This window comes from Aeribacillus sp. FSL K6-8394 (genome assembly GCF_038008865.1).
GTDB classification, from domain to species: domain Bacteria; phylum Bacillota; class Bacilli; order Bacillales; family Aeribacillaceae; genus Aeribacillus; species Aeribacillus composti.
In genome coordinates this window covers 1,610,421-1,626,438 of sequence record NZ_JBBPAA010000001.1, presented here as the reverse complement: position 1 = coordinate 1,626,438, position 16,018 = coordinate 1,610,421, and the positions used below count along the sequence as shown (strand labels likewise).

The window sequence follows — 16,018 nt, the reverse complement described above, 5'->3', positions numbered from 1 at the left end:
GTTGTGATATATGGGTAAAATCATCGGTATTGACTTAGGAACAACGAACTCTTGTGTAGCGGTTCTGGAGGGCGGCGAACCGAAAGTGATTCCAAACCCAGAAGGAAACCGGACGACACCGTCGGTTGTTGCATTTAAAAACGGCGAGCGTCAAGTAGGTGAAATTGCAAAACGCCAAGCGATCACGAATCCAAATACAATTATTTCTATTAAACGCCACATGGGAACTGACTACAAAGTGGAGATTGACGGAAAAAAATATACGCCGCAGGAAATTTCTGCTATTATTTTGCAGCATTTAAAATCGTATGCAGAAGATTATTTAGGGGAAAAAGTAGAAAAAGCTGTCATTACTGTTCCTGCCTATTTTAACGATGCTCAGCGCCAAGCAACAAAAGATGCAGGAAGAATAGCCGGTCTTGAAGTTGAACGGATTATCAATGAGCCGACTGCAGCTGCTTTAGCTTACGGTCTTGACAAAATGGATGAAGATCAAACCATTTTAGTTTATGACTTGGGCGGCGGTACATTTGATGTGTCCATTCTTGAACTTGGGGACGGTGTTTTTGAAGTAAGAGCAACAGCGGGCGACAACCATCTCGGCGGTGATGACTTTGACCAAGTCATTATTGACTATTTAGTAGATCAATTTAAAAAAGAAAATGGCATTGATCTTTCCAAAGACAAAATGGCTCTGCAAAGATTGAAGGATGCTGCGGAAAAGGCGAAAAAAGACTTATCAGGCGTAACATCAACACAAATTTCTTTGCCGTTTATTACTGCAGGTGAACAAGGACCGCTTCATCTGGAAGTGACATTAACGCGGGCAAAATTTGAAGAATTGTCTGCGCATCTTGTAGAAAAAACTATGGGTCCTGTTCGCCAAGCATTGAGCGACGCTGGTTTAACGAAAAACGATATCGATAAAGTAATTTTAGTCGGAGGCTCCACTCGGATTCCTGCTGTTCAAGAAGCGATTAAAAAGGAAATTGGCAAAGAGCCTCATAAAGGCGTTAACCCGGACGAAGTCGTTGCGTTAGGTGCTGCAATTCAAGGCGGTGTCATCACAGGTGATGTGAAGGACGTTGTGCTCCTAGACGTTACTCCATTATCGCTTGGAATTGAAACGATGGGCGGAGTGTTTACAAAACTGATTGAACGGAACACTACGATCCCAACGAGCAAGTCGCAAATCTTTTCAACTGCTGCTGACAACCAAACTGCGGTCGATATTCACGTTCTGCAAGGGGAACGTCCGATGGCTGCTGACAATAAAACATTAGGACGCTTCCAATTAACAGATATCCCGCCTGCGCCGCGAGGAGTGCCGCAAATCGAGGTAACGTTTGATATCGACAAAAACGGAATTGTAAACGTAAGTGCTAAGGATTTAGGAACTGGAAAAGAACAAAAAATTACAATTAAATCATCCACGGGATTATCCGAAGAAGAAATTGAGCGCATGATTAAGGAAGCGGAAGAAAACGCTGAAGCTGACAAAAAACGAAAAGAACAGGCAGAATTAAGAAATGAAGCTGACCAGCTTGTCTTTACGACAGAAAAAACATTAAAAGAGCTGCAAGGAAAAGTTGACGAAGCAGAAGTGAAAAAAGCAAACGAAATAAAAGACGCATTAAAAGAAGCGATTGATAAAAATGATTTCGATCAAATAAAAGCGAAAAAAGAAGAACTTCAAGAAATCGTTCAGAACCTTTCTGTAAAACTTTATGAGGAAGCGGCTAAACAAGCACAGACAAATAATCAACAAAATAATTCTGAAAACAAAAATAAAAATGACGATGATGTGATTGACGCTGAATATAAAGAAGTAGATGACAAATAAAATGTTTTAATCTGAAAATGGATAAGTCAAAGTCAGGCATGTCTTGACTTTGACTTTTTTCAGTAAAGGCGGTTAACAGTTGCTTTCTTCCGTTTGTCAATGTTAAAATTTACTCTATGTGAGAAATCGGGAGTGTGAATATATGGCGAAGCGTGATTACTATGAGGTGCTTGGAGTTAGTAAGAACGCAACAAAAGAGGAGATTAAAAAAGCCTATCGCAAGCTGTCCAAAAAATATCATCCGGATATTAACAAAGACCCAGACGCGCCCGAAAAATTCAAAGAAGTAAAAGAAGCGTATGAAGTGTTAAGCGACGACACAAAAAGAGCCCAATATGACCGCTACGGTCATGCAGGTGCTACTCAAGGCTTCGGCGGCTTTAACGGTGAAGAATTTGAAGCGGATTTCGGGGGATTTGGATTTGATGACTTATTCAGTTCGATCTTTGGCGGAGGAAGAAGAAGAGATCCGAATGCTCCTCGAGCAGGTGCAGATATTCAATATACGATGACGATTTCATTTGAAGAAGCTGCGTTCGGAAAGGAAACGACAATTGAAATTCCTAGCGAAGAAACATGTGATACTTGCCACGGTTCAGGAGCGAAACCTGGTACTACTCCGGAAACTTGTCCGCATTGCGGAGGTTCGGGTCAAATCAGCTCAGAGCAGCGAACAGCTTTTGGTGTTTTTGTGAATCGGCGCGTTTGTTATCAATGTAACGGAACAGGTAAATTTATCAGACATCGCTGTACAACTTGTGGCGGCAGCGGAAAAGTGAAGAAACGCAGAAAAATCCAAGTAAAAATTCCAGCTGGTGTAGATGACGGTCAGCAGCTCCGCATACAAGGGAAAGGAGAGCCGGGAATTAACGGCGGTCCATCAGGTGATTTATATATTGTTTTCCACGTACAGGAACACGAATTTTTCGTCCGCGATGGTGATGACATCTATTGTGAAATGCCGCTGACATTCGCACAAGCTGCGCTTGGAGATGAGATTGAAGTTCCTACTTTATACGGTAAAGTGAAATTAAAAATACCTGCAGGCACGCAGACAGGCCGAAAATTCAGACTGTCTGGAAAAGGGATCAAAAATGTTCACGGACATGGCATAGGAGATCAATATGTAACTGTTCGCGTCGTTACACCAACTAACCTTACGGAAAAACAAAAAGAATTGCTGCGGGAATTTGCGGCTATCAGCGGGAATCAACCTGATGTACAGGAAGAAAGTTTTTTTGATAAAGTGAAGCGGGCGTTTAAAGGAGATTAAAGGATTGGGGTTACTAAAATGAAGTGGTCAGAGATTAGCATCCACACAACGGAAGAAGCGGTTGAACCTATCTCTAATATTTTACATGAAGCGGGTGCTGGTGGAGTAGTTATTGAAGATCCGTATGATCTTATAAAAGAAAGAGAAGATCAATATGGAGAAATATATCAGCTTGATCCTGAAGACTATCCTGATGAAGGTGTCATCATTAAAGCGTACCTTCCCGTGAATAGCTTTTTAGGCGAGACGGTGGAAGGGATAAAAGAACGGATAAATAACCTGCTGTTGTATGATATTGATTTGGGGCGGAACCATATTACAATTAGTGAAGTCAATGAGGAAGAATGGGCTACCGCTTGGAAGAAATATTACCGTCCTGTGAAGGTTTCAAAAAAATTTACGATTGTCCCCACATGGGAGCTGTATGAACCTGCTCACACCGATGAACTGATCATTGAATTGGATCCTGGTATGGCGTTTGGAACTGGAACCCATCCAACAACAGTTCTCTGCATACAAGCACTTGAAAAAAAGGTGCAAAAGGGAAATATTGTAATTGATGTCGGTACAGGGTCAGGCGTATTGAGCATCGCGAGTGCTTTGCTGGGGGCCGATAAAGTCATCGCACTTGATTTGGATCCAGTTGCAGTGGACAGCGCGCGATTAAATGTTAAATTGAATAAAGTGCAGCATCTTGTTCAAGTCAAGCAAAACAATTTGTTGGACGATATCGATGTTAAAGCAAACGTAATTGTTGCAAACATATTAGCTGAAGTCATATTGCGATTTGTTCGTGATGCGCATGAGCGTTTAGAAAACGGCGGTTATTTTATTACTTCCGGAATTATTCAAAACAAAAAACACGAAGTGGAGCAAGCTTTAATCGAAGCTGGTTTTACGATTGAAGAGACGATGACGATGGAAGATTGGGTCGCCTTTATCGCAAAAAAATAGAGGGATTGAAGATGCAGCGTTATTTTATTCATTATGCAAAAAAAGAATTAACTGATATTATTGACATCACCGGGGAAGATGTCCACCACATTTCCCGGGTGATGCGGATGAAACAGAATGATCAAATTATATGTGTAACAAAGGATGGATATTCAGCCCTTTGCCAAATTGTTCAAATATCTGCCGATAAAGTATGCTGTTCCATTTTAGAGTGGATCGAGAACAATTCAGAGCTTCCGGCAAAAGTGATATTAGCGAATGGGCTGCCTAAAGGGGATAAATTGGAGCTCGTCATTCAAAAAGGGACGGAGCTTGGTGCTTCCAAGTTTATCCCTTTTAATGCTGCTCGTTCAATTGTAAAATTAAATGAAGGTAAAATAAATAAAAAATTAGAGCGGTGGAATAAAATTGCGAAAGAAGCTGCGGAACAGTCACATCGGACCATAATTCCTGAGGTGACGAAGCCAGCTTCATTAAAGGATGTCATTTCTTATGCTGCATCAGCCGATGTAAAAATTGTCGCTTATGAAGAGCATGCAAAAAAAGGTGAAACGAGCAATTTATTTCGTGCTTTAAATTCTTTGCAGCGGGGAGGATCATTATTCGCTGTTTTTGGACCAGAAGGAGGTTTTACAGCCGAGGAGATTAAGCAGTTATCCGATAACGGCTTTCTTTTATGCGGGCTAGGTCCGAGAATATTGCGGGCGGAAACGGCTCCTCTTTATTTATTATCTGCAGTATCCTATCATTTTGAACTGTCGAGGTGAAAAACATGCCGACTGTTGCTTTTCATACATTAGGATGTAAGGTAAATCATTATGAAACAGAAGCTATTTGGCAGCTATTTAAAGAAGCGGGATATGAGCGCCGGGATTTTGAAGCGATTGCGGATGTATATGTCATTAACACTTGTACGGTGACGAATACAGGTGATAAAAAAAGCCGCCAAGTAATACGGAGAGCGATCCGCAAAAACCCTGACAGTGTTATTTGCGTTACAGGTTGTTATGCGCAAACGGCACCCGCAGAAGTCATGGCCATTCCTGGGGTTGATATCGTTGTCGGTACACAAGATCGAAAAAAAATGCTCGATTATATTGAGCAGTTTAAGAAGGAGCGCCAGCCGATCAACGGTGTGACAAACATTATGAAAGCTCGGGTATTCGAGGAGATGGACGTACCTTCCTTTACAGACCGGACGCGGGCGTCTTTAAAAATACAAGAAGGCTGCAATAATTTTTGCACGTTTTGTATTATTCCTTGGGCACGCGGTCTCATGCGGAGCCGGGATCCAAAAGAAGTGATTAAACAGGCTCAAAAGCTGGTGGATGCTGGATATAAAGAAATTGTTTTAACCGGCATCCATACAGGAGGATATGGGGAAGATTTAAAAGATTATAATTTTGCGCAGCTTCTTCGCGATATTGATTCTGAAGTGAAAGGATTAAAGCGGCTTAGAATTTCTTCAATTGAAGCGAGCCAAATAACTGATGAAGTAATTGAAGTGCTGAAAACGTCCGATAAAATTGTCCGCCATTTGCATATACCGCTTCAATCAGGATCAAACAGCGTCTTAAAGCGGATGCGACGTAAATATACGACGGAATTTTATGCTGAGCGTCTGAAACGGCTGCGAGAAGCTTTGCCTGGGCTTGCGGTAACTTCTGATGTGATTGTAGGTTTCCCGGGTGAAACGGAAGAAGAATTTATGGAAACATACAACTTTGTTAAAGAACACCGTTATTCTGAGCTTCATGTTTTCCCTTATTCGAAGCGGACAGGAACACCAGCTGCCCGAATGGAAAATCAAGTTGACGAAGACATAAAAAACGAACGCGTACACCGGCTGATCGAATTAAGCGATCAACTAGCAAAAGAATATGCCTCAAAATTTGAGGGACAAGTACTGGAGGTTATTCCAGAAGAACCTTATAAAGAAGCTCCAGACAGCGGCAAATATGAAGGATATACGGACAATTATTTAAAAGTTGTTTTTCCGGCGTCGAAAGAGATGGTTGGGAAAATTGTGAAGGTGAAATTAACTAAGGCTGGTTATCCATATAATGAAGGACAAGTAGTCCGTATAGTCGATGAAGACTATTTACAGAAGTCTTCTTAATCTAGCTTTTTCTTGTGTAAAACAGACTTTGATGTAAGCTGTACCACTTTTTATGAAGGGAGCCTTCTCATGAAAAGGGATATTGCGAAGTATATTGACCATACTGTTTTAAAGCCGGATGTCACGCAGGCAGATATTGAAAAGCTTTGTTTTGAGGCGAAGGAGTACGGATTTGCATCTGTCTGTGTTAACCCCGTATGGGTGGAAACAGCAGCTAATTTGCTGCAAAAATCAGATGTGAAAGTTTGCTCAGTGATTGGTTTTCCGCTTGGAGCAACAACTACTGAAGTAAAGGCATATGAAACGACAGAGTTGGTTCAAAAAGGTGCAGCGGAATTAGATATGGTGATAAACATCAGCGCATTAAAGGATCAGCGTTATCATGCAGTTGAAGAAGATATTCGTGCTGTCGTTGAAGCGGCAAACGGAAAAGCTTTGATAAAGGTGATTATTGAAACATGTCTATTAAATGTTGATGAGAAAAGAAAAGCGTGTGAGCTAGCTGTAAAAGCCGGAGCAGATTTTGTCAAAACATCGACAGGATTTTCTACCGGTGGTGCAACAGTTGACGATGTGAAGCTTATGCGTGCAGTAGTAGGTCCGAAATTCGGCGTGAAAGCATCTGGCGGAATCCGCGATTATAAAACTGCGATCATGATGATAGAAGCCGGTGCGACAAGAATTGGTACTAGTTCTGGAGTGGCGATTATAAAAGGAAGTGAACGTTAATCTATTATAATCACAGAATTGCTGGATTTTTTACATTTAGTTTAAAAAAGTTTTCCCGCAGTTTGTTGCGGGATTATTTTTTTATCCATGCTGAAATAGTTTTTGTCCACCATAATACAAAATTTGCATATTGATTCGCAAACGGGAGAATGATTAAAGAAGTTATCAAGTTAAAAATCAGACTAAAGTGAGCGATTTGGAAATCTGGTTCATTTGTTAACAATTTTAAATTATTTGCGAAAAAAGGAATAAGCGGAACGAACAGGATCACTCCAAACACATTCAGCCAAAGATGGGCAAAAGCAGTATATTTCGCTTCTTGTTTAGAGCCGATCGAGGCCAATAAAGCTGTAATGCAGGTGCCGATATTTGCGCCGAGAACAAAAGCTAATCCTGTTTCTAATGGCAGCAGCTGTTCGTTCATAAAGCTCATGACAATTCCGATTAATGCAGTTGATGATTGAATAATTCCGGTGAAGACCGCGCTTATTCCGACAGAAAAAAGCAAATGGTCACTCGATTTGGCAAGCAGATCAGACATAACCTGCAGGTCAGACAAAAGAAAAGCAGCTTTTTCAAACCCGTTCAAAGCTAAAAAAATACACGATATGCCGAAGCATGAACAGCCTAATGAAAATAAAATTCTGTTTTTAAAAATCATGAGAAGAAGAGAAATTGCAAACATCATCCCTAAATAGTCATCTATTTCAACGGCTAGAAATTCGGTCGTAAAGGTCGTCCCGACATTGGAACCTAAAATAATTCCAATTGCATCTTTAAACTTTAACAAACCAGCGGAAACAAAACTAACTGTAATCACCATCACTAGAGAACTGCTATGAACAAGAGCTGTTGCAATCATGCCGGTTAGAAAGGATTTGATTGGGGCATTCGTGCAGTTGTACAGCCATTTCTCCAGCTGCCTATGGGACATTTGCTGAAATCCGTATTTCATCATTGCCATTCCGCAAAAAAATAAAAGGAAACAAGAAAAAAATAATAACAGCAATTGCATTCCCATGAAAACCACCTCATCAACAGTCTATGGACAAGGTGTCACAATAAGACCTTATGAACGAGTAATTTTTTTCAATCGAACTAGTTATATTTTTTCAGACAGCTGTTTAGCGGCTTTCAAACGATCTTGAATCATTTCCTTATATACATGATGAATTTGGAAATTCTTCCATACAAAAGCTGATATGAAACAGTCTTGTAAACCTGTCCGATAAAAAAAGTCATAAGGAATAGGAAAGATGTTTTGAACATTGACCAAATAAATCGATTATATTATACTAACTTAGTAAATGTTCTTTTTGATAAGGAACATGAACTGGCTTTGTTCGGAGGGAGGGAAAAAGGATGTCTAAAACGATCGTACGTAAAAACGAATCGCTTGAGGATGCTCTTCGCCGCTTCAGACGCCAAGTATCAAAAACTGGTACTTTGCAGGAATATAGAAAGCGCGAATTTTATGAGAAGCCTAGCGTAAGACGCAAGAAAAAATCTGAAGCTGCAAGAAAGCGTAAATATTAAAAGAGGGTGTATATTAATTATGGGTCTTCTTGAGCGTTTAAATCAAGATATGAAGCAAGCGATGAAAAATAAAGAGAAAGATCGCCTTTCAGTCATTCGCATGGTAAAAGCATCCTTGCAAAATGAAGCGATTAAACTCGGAAAAAGTGAGTTGACTGAAGAAGAGGAATTAACGGTACTTTCTCGAGAATTAAAGCAACGTAAAGACTCCCTCCAAGAATTTGAAAATGCAGGTCGTTCAGATTTAGTTGAAAAAGTGAAAGCTGAAATTGCAGTAATAACTGAATATATGCCTGAGCAATTATCTGAAGAGGAATTAATACAAATTATTAAAACAACAATTTCGGAAGTGAACGCAACGTCCAAATCCGATATGGGGAAAGTAATGGGAGCCGTTATGCCAAAAGTAAAAGGAAAAGCAGATGGCTCGCTTGTCAATAAATTGGTTCAGGATTTGCTTTCATAATTCGAGTAAAAAGCTTGCCGCTTTCTATGTGCGGCAAGCTTTTAAGTTTTTGCAGCGGATTCATCCTATGGACTGCGGCAGTCGATTAATGAATGTAGCTGCCTTGCAATTCATCAATAGTGGTTCAGTTGTTGATAGCAAGCTTGTCGGCGAAAGAATATAACTGCTATGCAAATGTCCGCAAAAAATTGAGCAGAGGGCAACAATGAAGGAAAACATTCGGAAAGATCGCTGGTCTCAATGAAGATTATCGGGAAAATACGGCGGCAATAAAGGAAAACCTCTCGAAAAGGGAGCACACGTCTATCTGGCTGTGAGAACAGGGAAAAACGACAGCACTATTTGCTCTGAAAGGGAAAGGATTTATTTCGGAGTTAACCCAAATATTTTCATTGAAACATCAACGGGATCAACATGACGGAGCGTATAAGCGGCGCCTGAGCTGTTCATACGCTCTTTTTTGATGAAGGGAAAACCGTTCTATCCATATAGTTTGAGCAGTTTTTCTTTTGACATCATTAAATATTTCGGCGGCCGCTTCAAGCTATCGAAACGATATTGAATGATGAAATACATAGGGGTAAATGTCAAAAGCTTATACCATTTATAAAATGGATTTTGAATGGAAAACGTTTCAAAGCCCAGCCGTTCAGAGCCTTTATTTAAAATAGTTATTCCAATAATCCCTTTCACATTATGAAATTGTGAATGATTCCGCAAGTATTGAACGATATTTGGCAGCCCTTTTTCTGTTTTAGAGTAAATGTATCTTCCTTTTTGAATTTCGCTCTTAAAACGATTCAGTTCCTTCATTAAATAGACGTTATGAAGATGTATTTTTAACAGAAGATCATTTTTTTTAATTTTTGTACCGTCTGAAAGAATTATTTCCCTTCCTTTATATTTTGTCAATCGAACCCGGAAAATGTCACGATTATTCTCCTTGTCCCTCACATACTCAAGCCGCGAACAAAGGTAATAAATGGGATCCAATAGGCACCAAAACTTAAAAAAACAATATCTCAACCTTCCCATTTGCAACACCTTTCACTTTTTTTCTTACAGTTTATTTTTAGCATACGAATTGTTTTTATTTATAAAAATTTTTTCGAATAGCCATGCGAAATTAAGAAAAAACTTTTAAAGAACTCCATCAATAACAATGGTGAGCGATATGAAAAAAATTTTATATCTTCCTTTTTTGACCATACCTTCAGGCCATCATCAAACAGCTGATGCCCTGATGGAAGGGTTGTTACGGCTTGATCCTGACATTCATTGCGAAAAAATGGACCTTTTGTCATCGAAATTTGGAAAAATAGAAAGGCTGATATCTTCCTTTTATTTGCAATGGATTGGCCGTTTTCCTAAATCATACAGCCATATGTACCACAGGTCAGTGCTCGCGGAACAAAATAGCGGCAAAAGGTTTGTCCATTATGAGGCACTTTTTCTCCGGCATTTAAAAAAGATCATTGATGAATTGAATCCGAAAATGATTGTTTGTACTCATGCTCTTCCTTCCTACTTGCTTGCCAGGCTGAAAGCCTTTTCTCAAATCAACATCCCTGTTATCAATGTATACACAGATTTTTTTATTCATCATCTTTGGGGAAAAAGAGAAATTGACTATCATTTTGTCGGTCACTCATATATGAAAGATTATTTGCTCGAAAAAGGTATAAAAAAAGAACAGATTTTTGTTACAGGGATTCCTATTCACCCAACTATTACAAAAAGGAAAGATGAACATGTACATAGCATGCGTTTTTATCGAGGATTAATTTCGGGAGGAAGTTCAGGCGTCGGTTCAATAGAGAAGATAACGGAAAAAATCAGCCGCGATGATGATATCCATTATATGGTGTTATGCGGAAAAAACAGAAAGCTTTATGATCGATTAATAAAACAAAACCATCCACGAATTACTCCTTTACCTTACATCTCTTCAAGAGAACAAATGAACGATCTGTACAATCGCGTCGATTTTATCGTGACAAAGCCCGGTGGTGTGACAATCAGTGAATGTTTATACAAAAATATCCCTATATTTGTGTACCACACTCTTCCAGGACAGGAAGAAATAAATTTGGAGAAATTAACAAAATTCGGGATGGTGTTTGATTTTCGAAATTGGCAAGAGGAAACAAATATTTCGGCCTCCATTATTCGAGCGCTGCAATCTAAGCAGCTATCAAAATTTTTATCGAAAGTGGATGAATATCATAAAAGTTTAGCTCCGATTGAACCAGCGGGATTGATCAAACGTTTAATGAATGAATAGCTCCTGGAAGCCATTAAAGCTTCTAGGAGCATTAGTTTGAAAATTATTTATCGATAAAGGGATGACCCGCCCTCTATAAATTCTTTTGCTTTTTGCCTCAAACCTTCCTGAACGAAATCAGAATCACTTGAACCGGCCATTTTTCTTAAATTGTGGGAAATTTTCATCGAGCAAAATTTTGGACCGCACATAGAACAAAAATGGGCAATTTTCGCTCCTTCTGCCGGCAAAGTTTCGTCATGATATTCGCGTGCCCGTTCAGGATCGAGAGAAAGATTAAATTGGTCGTTCCAGCGGAATTCAAAACGGGCTTTTGATAAAGCATCATCCCTTATTTGGGCGCCTGGATGCCCTTTTGCCAAATCTGCGGCATGGGCTGCAATTTTATAAGCAACAACACCTTGGCGCACATCCTCTTTATTGGGAAGGCCTAAATGCTCTTTCGGAGTTACATAACATAGCATGGCCGTTCCGTACCAGCCGATCATGGCTGCTCCAATGGCTGACGTAATATGATCATAGCCGGGAGCAATATCGGTCGTTAATGGACCGAGGGTATAAAAAGGAGCCTCCTTGCAAATTTCATTTTCTAAATCAACATTTTCTTTAATTTTATGCATCGGAATGTGCCCAGGGCCTTCGATCATGACTTGGACATCATGTTTCCAGGCGATTTTCGTCAATTCACCGAGCGTTTTCAATTCGGCAAATTGCGCTTCATCATTGGCATCTCGAATAGATCCGGGACGCAAGCCGTCACCTAATGAAACGGCAATATCATATGTTTTTAAAATTTCGCAAATCTCTTCAAAATGAGTGTATAAAAAGTTTTCTTGATGATGCGCCATACACCACTGCGCCATGATCGAACCGCCGCGGGATACGATTCAGGTCGGCCGTTTGACGGTCAAAGGGATATAGCGAAGCAGCACGCCGGCATGTATAGTAAAATAATCGACCCCTTGTTCTGCTTGCTCAATTAATGTATCACGGTAAATTTCCCATGTTAACTCTTCAGCAACGCCATTTACTTTTTCGAGCGCTTGGTAAATCGGGACGGTTCCAACCGGCACGGGCGAGTTGCGGATGATAAATTCTCTTGTTGCATGAATATTTTTTCCTGTTGACAGGTCCATAATTGTGTCAGCGCCCCAGCGGATGGCCCAAAGCATCTTCTCAACTTCTTCTTCGATTGACGATGTTACAGCTGAATTGCCAATGTTGGCATTAATTTTTACATGAAAGTTCCGGCCGATGATCATCGGTTCACTTTCCGGGTGATTAATGTTGGACGGAATAATGGCCCTGCCGGCAGCGACTTCTTGACGAACGAATTCAGGATCCATGTTTTCACGAATCGCCACAAACTCCATCTCTGGGGTGATGATCCCCTTTTTTGCATAGTGCATTTGTGTAACGACAGCACCTTTTTTTGCTTTGAAAGGCTTTCGATGAAAAGGTGTGGCAATATTGTGATCTTCCCAATTGCGAAATCCATTATCTTCAGGCTTTACCTGGCGCCCATCATATTCTACAACATCATGACGGTCTAAAATCCACTGTTTGCGCACAGCCGGCAAACCTTTATGAATATCTGCCTGAAAATCAGGATCTGTATAGGGACCGCTCGTGTCATAAACCTTTACAGGTTCATTTTCAAACGTTCCCGCTTCCGTTTTCGTGGGAGTTAATTGAATTTCCCTCATCGGAACCCGAATATCGGGTCTTGACCCAGTCACATAAATTTTTTTGCTTGCTGGAAACTGCATGTTTTCGAAATAATGTTTCATTTTTCTCCTCCTCCATTTTTTTATCTGAAGATGTGCATAGAAAAATAGGAGGGGAGATGGGATGTGAAAAATAAAAACGGGTTCGCTTTAGCACGAACCCGATCAATTCAATATAGAAAAAGAAGGCAATACAAATACTCCCGCTACCTACTTCCCTACGCTGGCATCATCCAGATCAGGTTCAAAGGGTTGAAGAACTTCAGGCGCGTTCTTCTCTCAGTCCAGCTAATTGGACACCCCTAGTAGATGGTTATATATTTTTTTTAATAGTAACCAGTAGCGTTGCATAAAAAATAAAAACATTTTATGCAGAATTTTCTGAATAAAATATTTTATGATAAACGAAAAACAAGGCAGTAACCAACTAAAGGTGATCACTATCCATTTGGTAATAAATGTATTTGTTTTATTGTTACATGGCTACTGCGCTTCGCCGACTTTTTTCAACTCATTCCCGTTGAATTCGTTCCACCCACACGGTACTTGGTTTCCAAAGAAAAACGCGAAGCCAACGATAAATCTGGGTGAGAGAATGTTTCGATTTCATTTCAAGTTGAATAAGAATGAGTAAACAGTAAGAAATCAGAGCTAAGTAAACCTGATTTTCTACAGCTTCTGGACTCGTTCCATAAAGATGTTTGAGTGTTAAACGTTGCTTAATCCACTTAAAAAATAGTTCAATGGCCCATCGAGAACGATAGATATCACCAAGTTCTTCTGGATCTAGGTCGAATCGGTTCGTAATGATTCGAATTCGATTCCCGTCCGAATCGAATGTTTCGATTAATCGAAAGACATTTTCCGTTCGTTTTTGTGGTGTCCCAATGACCACCATCGAATCAGATAAAATAGAGGAATTGGATGGGACAGAGAACGATTCAAGAAATCGAACATAGGCATTCTTTTTCAGACGGGAGGCGAAAAAGAGGCCTTTATCACAGTAATAATCGAACTTTTCGTAGTCTACATAACCACGATCAAACACGTACATGGCATCTGTTTCGTCGATCAGTTGTTCCATTTGTGTTCGATCATTGTTCCCTGCTGGGGTCATGACCATTTTTTCCGGATAAACCGTATCTTCATTGACAAACACCAGTCGTAAATGAACCTTAATTCCCGACTTCGTTTTGCGAAACGTAGCCCATTGATATTTTTTCAGATTCAGTGAAATGGTCGTAGAATCCACGATTTTTAAGCCACTCACCTGACTGGAGGAATTCGTGGACATCTGGCGGATTTGATTCACTAAATCCAGAAAGATTTCTGCGGGTCATTCGGGTTTTACTTGGCGATGTTTTCGAGAAAGTTGTGAAGCACTAATAGATGTCAATCCTAATTCTCGCTGAAAATCATCCAGTAACGCATCATCGGCGATGGCGCGCAGTCCTTCTCGTTGTTGAAGTTGAGCATGCAAAAACAAAAGTAAATACGCTTTTGTGGTTAATTTTTTCGTATATTTATCTTGTTTCATCTCTTCAATTCTTTGTGTAAATTTAACAGAATTGAGAGGAGTGACCCATTTACCAAATGAAGAAAATAGTGTATCCTTGTCCATAGGCTTCATCCTTTATATTGGATTTGGACAGGGACCACCTGTACCATCCATTATAAAGGATTTTTTTATGGACTTTTTTCAATTCGGAATTTTCGAATTAAATTAATGCAACGCTAGTGAATAGTAACATAATATGAAAAATAATGAAAATATTTTTTCGTTTCATGATCACTACCGTCGCATAAATGATGTCTGAATTTTCAGTTTTATTTTTTCTGGACTTTAGAGAAAAAACGAAAACACCTAAGCGAGGGTAGTAAACATCCATTTTTTTACTATAACCTATGACTTGTGCAACAACGACTGGCAAACCTTTATGGGACGCCGTTTCCTTCGATTTTTCGTAACCAAATGTGAGCGGATTTCCACAAAGAAGCCTTCAAATAGCGACTAATTTGTAAGTAACTGCGTTCGCTATTTGTGTTCAACTGAGCTAAAACATTCAGACAGTACACTATCATGGCTACGTACACTTGATTGTGTACAGCTTGTTCACTGTGACCAAAAAACTTTTTAATGTTCAGATGTTGTTTCATCCATTTGAAAAAAAGTTCGATTGCCCAACGTGATTGGTAGGTTTCTGCAATTTCATCTGCGTCCATGTCAAACCGATTTGTCAGTAAATGAAGCTCATTTCCTTTTGTATCATGCAATTTGAGTAAGCGAAACACGTTTTCAGAACGATTTTGTGGTGTTCCAATGACAACCATTTCATCAGAGAATACGGGTGAATCTTCTGGTAACGAAAAGGATTCTAACACTCGGACAACAGCGTTTTTACGCAAACGGGTCACAAAGAAATAGCCATCTTCCGTCATTTGATCAAAGCGCCCATAATCCAAGTAACCACGATCAAACACGTACATGCATTCTTTGTCATCCACGAATACTTCTAGTTGACCACGATCATGTTCGTTGGCATTCGTGAGTACGGCTTGATCTGGATAGGAGAGTCCTTTTTCCATAAAAACAAGTCGTAAGTGAAGCTTTACTCCTGATTTTGTTTTTCGAAACTCTGCCCACTTAATGATTGGTCAAATTAAGCGGTAATGTACTCGAATCAATGATTTTCAAAGGCGTTGTCACTTTTCTTCTTGTTTGGAAATTGGTTTTCCGATGAATTTGTGCCACTAAATCGAGAAAAATCGTTTGAAAGAACTCAGTTGGGATGGTATTGATTCGTCTCCCTAACTGTGAAAAACTAATCGATTCCAATCCCGTTGCTTGTTGTAATTCTTCTAAAAAGACAGCGTCACTCAACGCCCGTAAACTCTCGGTTTCATGGAGTTGGGCATACAAAAGCAGTTTCATAAATGAAGCCATATAAAGTTTCTTGGTATAGTGATTTAATTGATGTGTTTTCACTAGGTCGTCAAATAATGGACGATTAATCGGTGAAAACCATTGTTCAAATGATGTTTTTCGTGTAAACTTATCCATGGTTTTGTCCTTTGTATTGGATTTGG

At 39.8% G+C, this 16,018-nt stretch carries 11 protein-coding genes, 3 pseudogenes and 1 riboswitch; of the genes and pseudogenes, 9 read left to right on the top strand and 5 right to left on the bottom strand.

What is annotated here, in order from left to right; all coding sequences use genetic code 11:
- The first annotated feature begins 10 nt into the window (after positions 1-10).
- The 6 genes from dnaK (at position 11) to deoC (ending at position 6,918) form a co-directional block, all read left to right on the top strand.
- Positions 11-1,843 carry a molecular chaperone DnaK gene (dnaK, locus tag NSR00_RS07680; RefSeq protein ID WP_063388025.1) on the top strand — a complete coding sequence of 611 codons (1,833 nt, stop codon included), beginning with the start codon at positions 11-13 and terminating at the stop codon, positions 1,841-1,843.
- Positions 1,844-1,985: 142 nt separating this feature from the next.
- Positions 1,986-3,116: a molecular chaperone DnaJ gene (gene dnaJ / locus NSR00_RS07675; RefSeq protein WP_063388026.1), complete on the top strand. Its 1,131-nt coding sequence runs from the start codon at positions 1,986-1,988 to the stop codon at positions 3,114-3,116.
- An 18-nt stretch (positions 3,117-3,134) separates the two neighbouring features.
- Complete coding sequence (gene prmA / locus NSR00_RS07670; protein ID WP_063388027.1) at positions 3,135-4,070, top strand: 50S ribosomal protein L11 methyltransferase; 936 nt, start codon at positions 3,135-3,137, stop codon at positions 4,068-4,070.
- 11 nt (positions 4,071-4,081) lie between these two features.
- A complete protein-coding gene (locus NSR00_RS07665) occupies positions 4,082-4,837 on the top strand; it encodes a 16S rRNA (uracil(1498)-N(3))-methyltransferase (protein WP_340787958.1) in 756 nt (251 codons plus the stop codon).
- 5 nt (positions 4,838-4,842) lie between these two features.
- Positions 4,843-6,189, top strand: a complete 1,347-nt coding sequence (gene mtaB, locus NSR00_RS07660; protein ID WP_340787956.1) for a tRNA (N(6)-L-threonylcarbamoyladenosine(37)-C(2))-methylthiotransferase MtaB — start codon at positions 4,843-4,845, stop codon at positions 6,187-6,189.
- Positions 6,190-6,258: 69 nt separating this feature from the next.
- A complete protein-coding gene (deoC, locus tag NSR00_RS07655; protein WP_063388030.1) occupies positions 6,259-6,918 on the top strand; it encodes a deoxyribose-phosphate aldolase in 660 nt (219 codons plus the stop codon).
- Positions 6,919-6,991: 73 nt separating this feature from the next.
- Here the strand turns inward: deoC and NSR00_RS07650 are convergent, their stop codons facing one another.
- Positions 6,992-7,939: a Na/Pi symporter gene (locus NSR00_RS07650; protein ID WP_340787953.1), complete on the bottom strand. Its 948-nt coding sequence runs from the start codon at positions 7,937-7,939 to the stop codon at positions 6,992-6,994.
- A gap of 341 nt (positions 7,940-8,280) precedes the next feature.
- Between NSR00_RS07650 and rpsU the strand changes: the two genes are divergently transcribed.
- A complete protein-coding gene (rpsU, locus tag NSR00_RS07645) occupies positions 8,281-8,454 on the top strand; it encodes a 30S ribosomal protein S21 (protein ID WP_063388032.1) in 174 nt (57 codons plus the stop codon).
- 19 nt (positions 8,455-8,473) lie between these two features.
- A complete protein-coding gene (locus tag NSR00_RS07640; RefSeq protein WP_063388172.1) occupies positions 8,474-8,920 on the top strand; it encodes a GatB/YqeY domain-containing protein in 447 nt (148 codons plus the stop codon).
- A gap of 480 nt (positions 8,921-9,400) precedes the next feature.
- Here the strand turns inward: NSR00_RS07640 and NSR00_RS07635 are convergent, their stop codons facing one another.
- Positions 9,401-9,955, bottom strand: a complete 555-nt coding sequence (locus NSR00_RS07635) for a YkoP family protein (protein ID WP_340787950.1) — start codon at positions 9,953-9,955, stop codon at positions 9,401-9,403.
- Between the two features lie 139 nt (positions 9,956-10,094).
- On the opposite strand from NSR00_RS07635, the gene NSR00_RS07630 reads away from it, so the two are divergent.
- Positions 10,095-11,204: an MGDG synthase family glycosyltransferase gene (locus NSR00_RS07630; RefSeq protein WP_340787947.1), complete on the top strand. Its 1,110-nt coding sequence runs from the start codon at positions 10,095-10,097 to the stop codon at positions 11,202-11,204.
- A gap of 47 nt (positions 11,205-11,251) precedes the next feature.
- On the opposite strand, the pseudogene thiC reads toward NSR00_RS07630, so the two are convergent.
- The 3 pseudogenes from thiC to NSR00_RS07610 form a co-directional block, all read right to left on the bottom strand.
- Positions 11,252-12,994: pseudogene (thiC, locus tag NSR00_RS07625) on the bottom strand (phosphomethylpyrimidine synthase ThiC).
- A gap of 135 nt (positions 12,995-13,129) precedes the next feature.
- A riboswitch (TPP riboswitch) is annotated at positions 13,130-13,245 on the bottom strand.
- Positions 13,246-13,442: 197 nt separating this feature from the next.
- Positions 13,443-14,552: pseudogene (locus tag NSR00_RS07620) on the bottom strand (IS4 family transposase).
- A gap of 314 nt (positions 14,553-14,866) precedes the next feature.
- Positions 14,867-15,992 (bottom strand): annotated as a pseudogene (locus NSR00_RS07610) (IS4 family transposase).
- Positions 15,993-16,018: the final 26 nt, after the last annotated feature.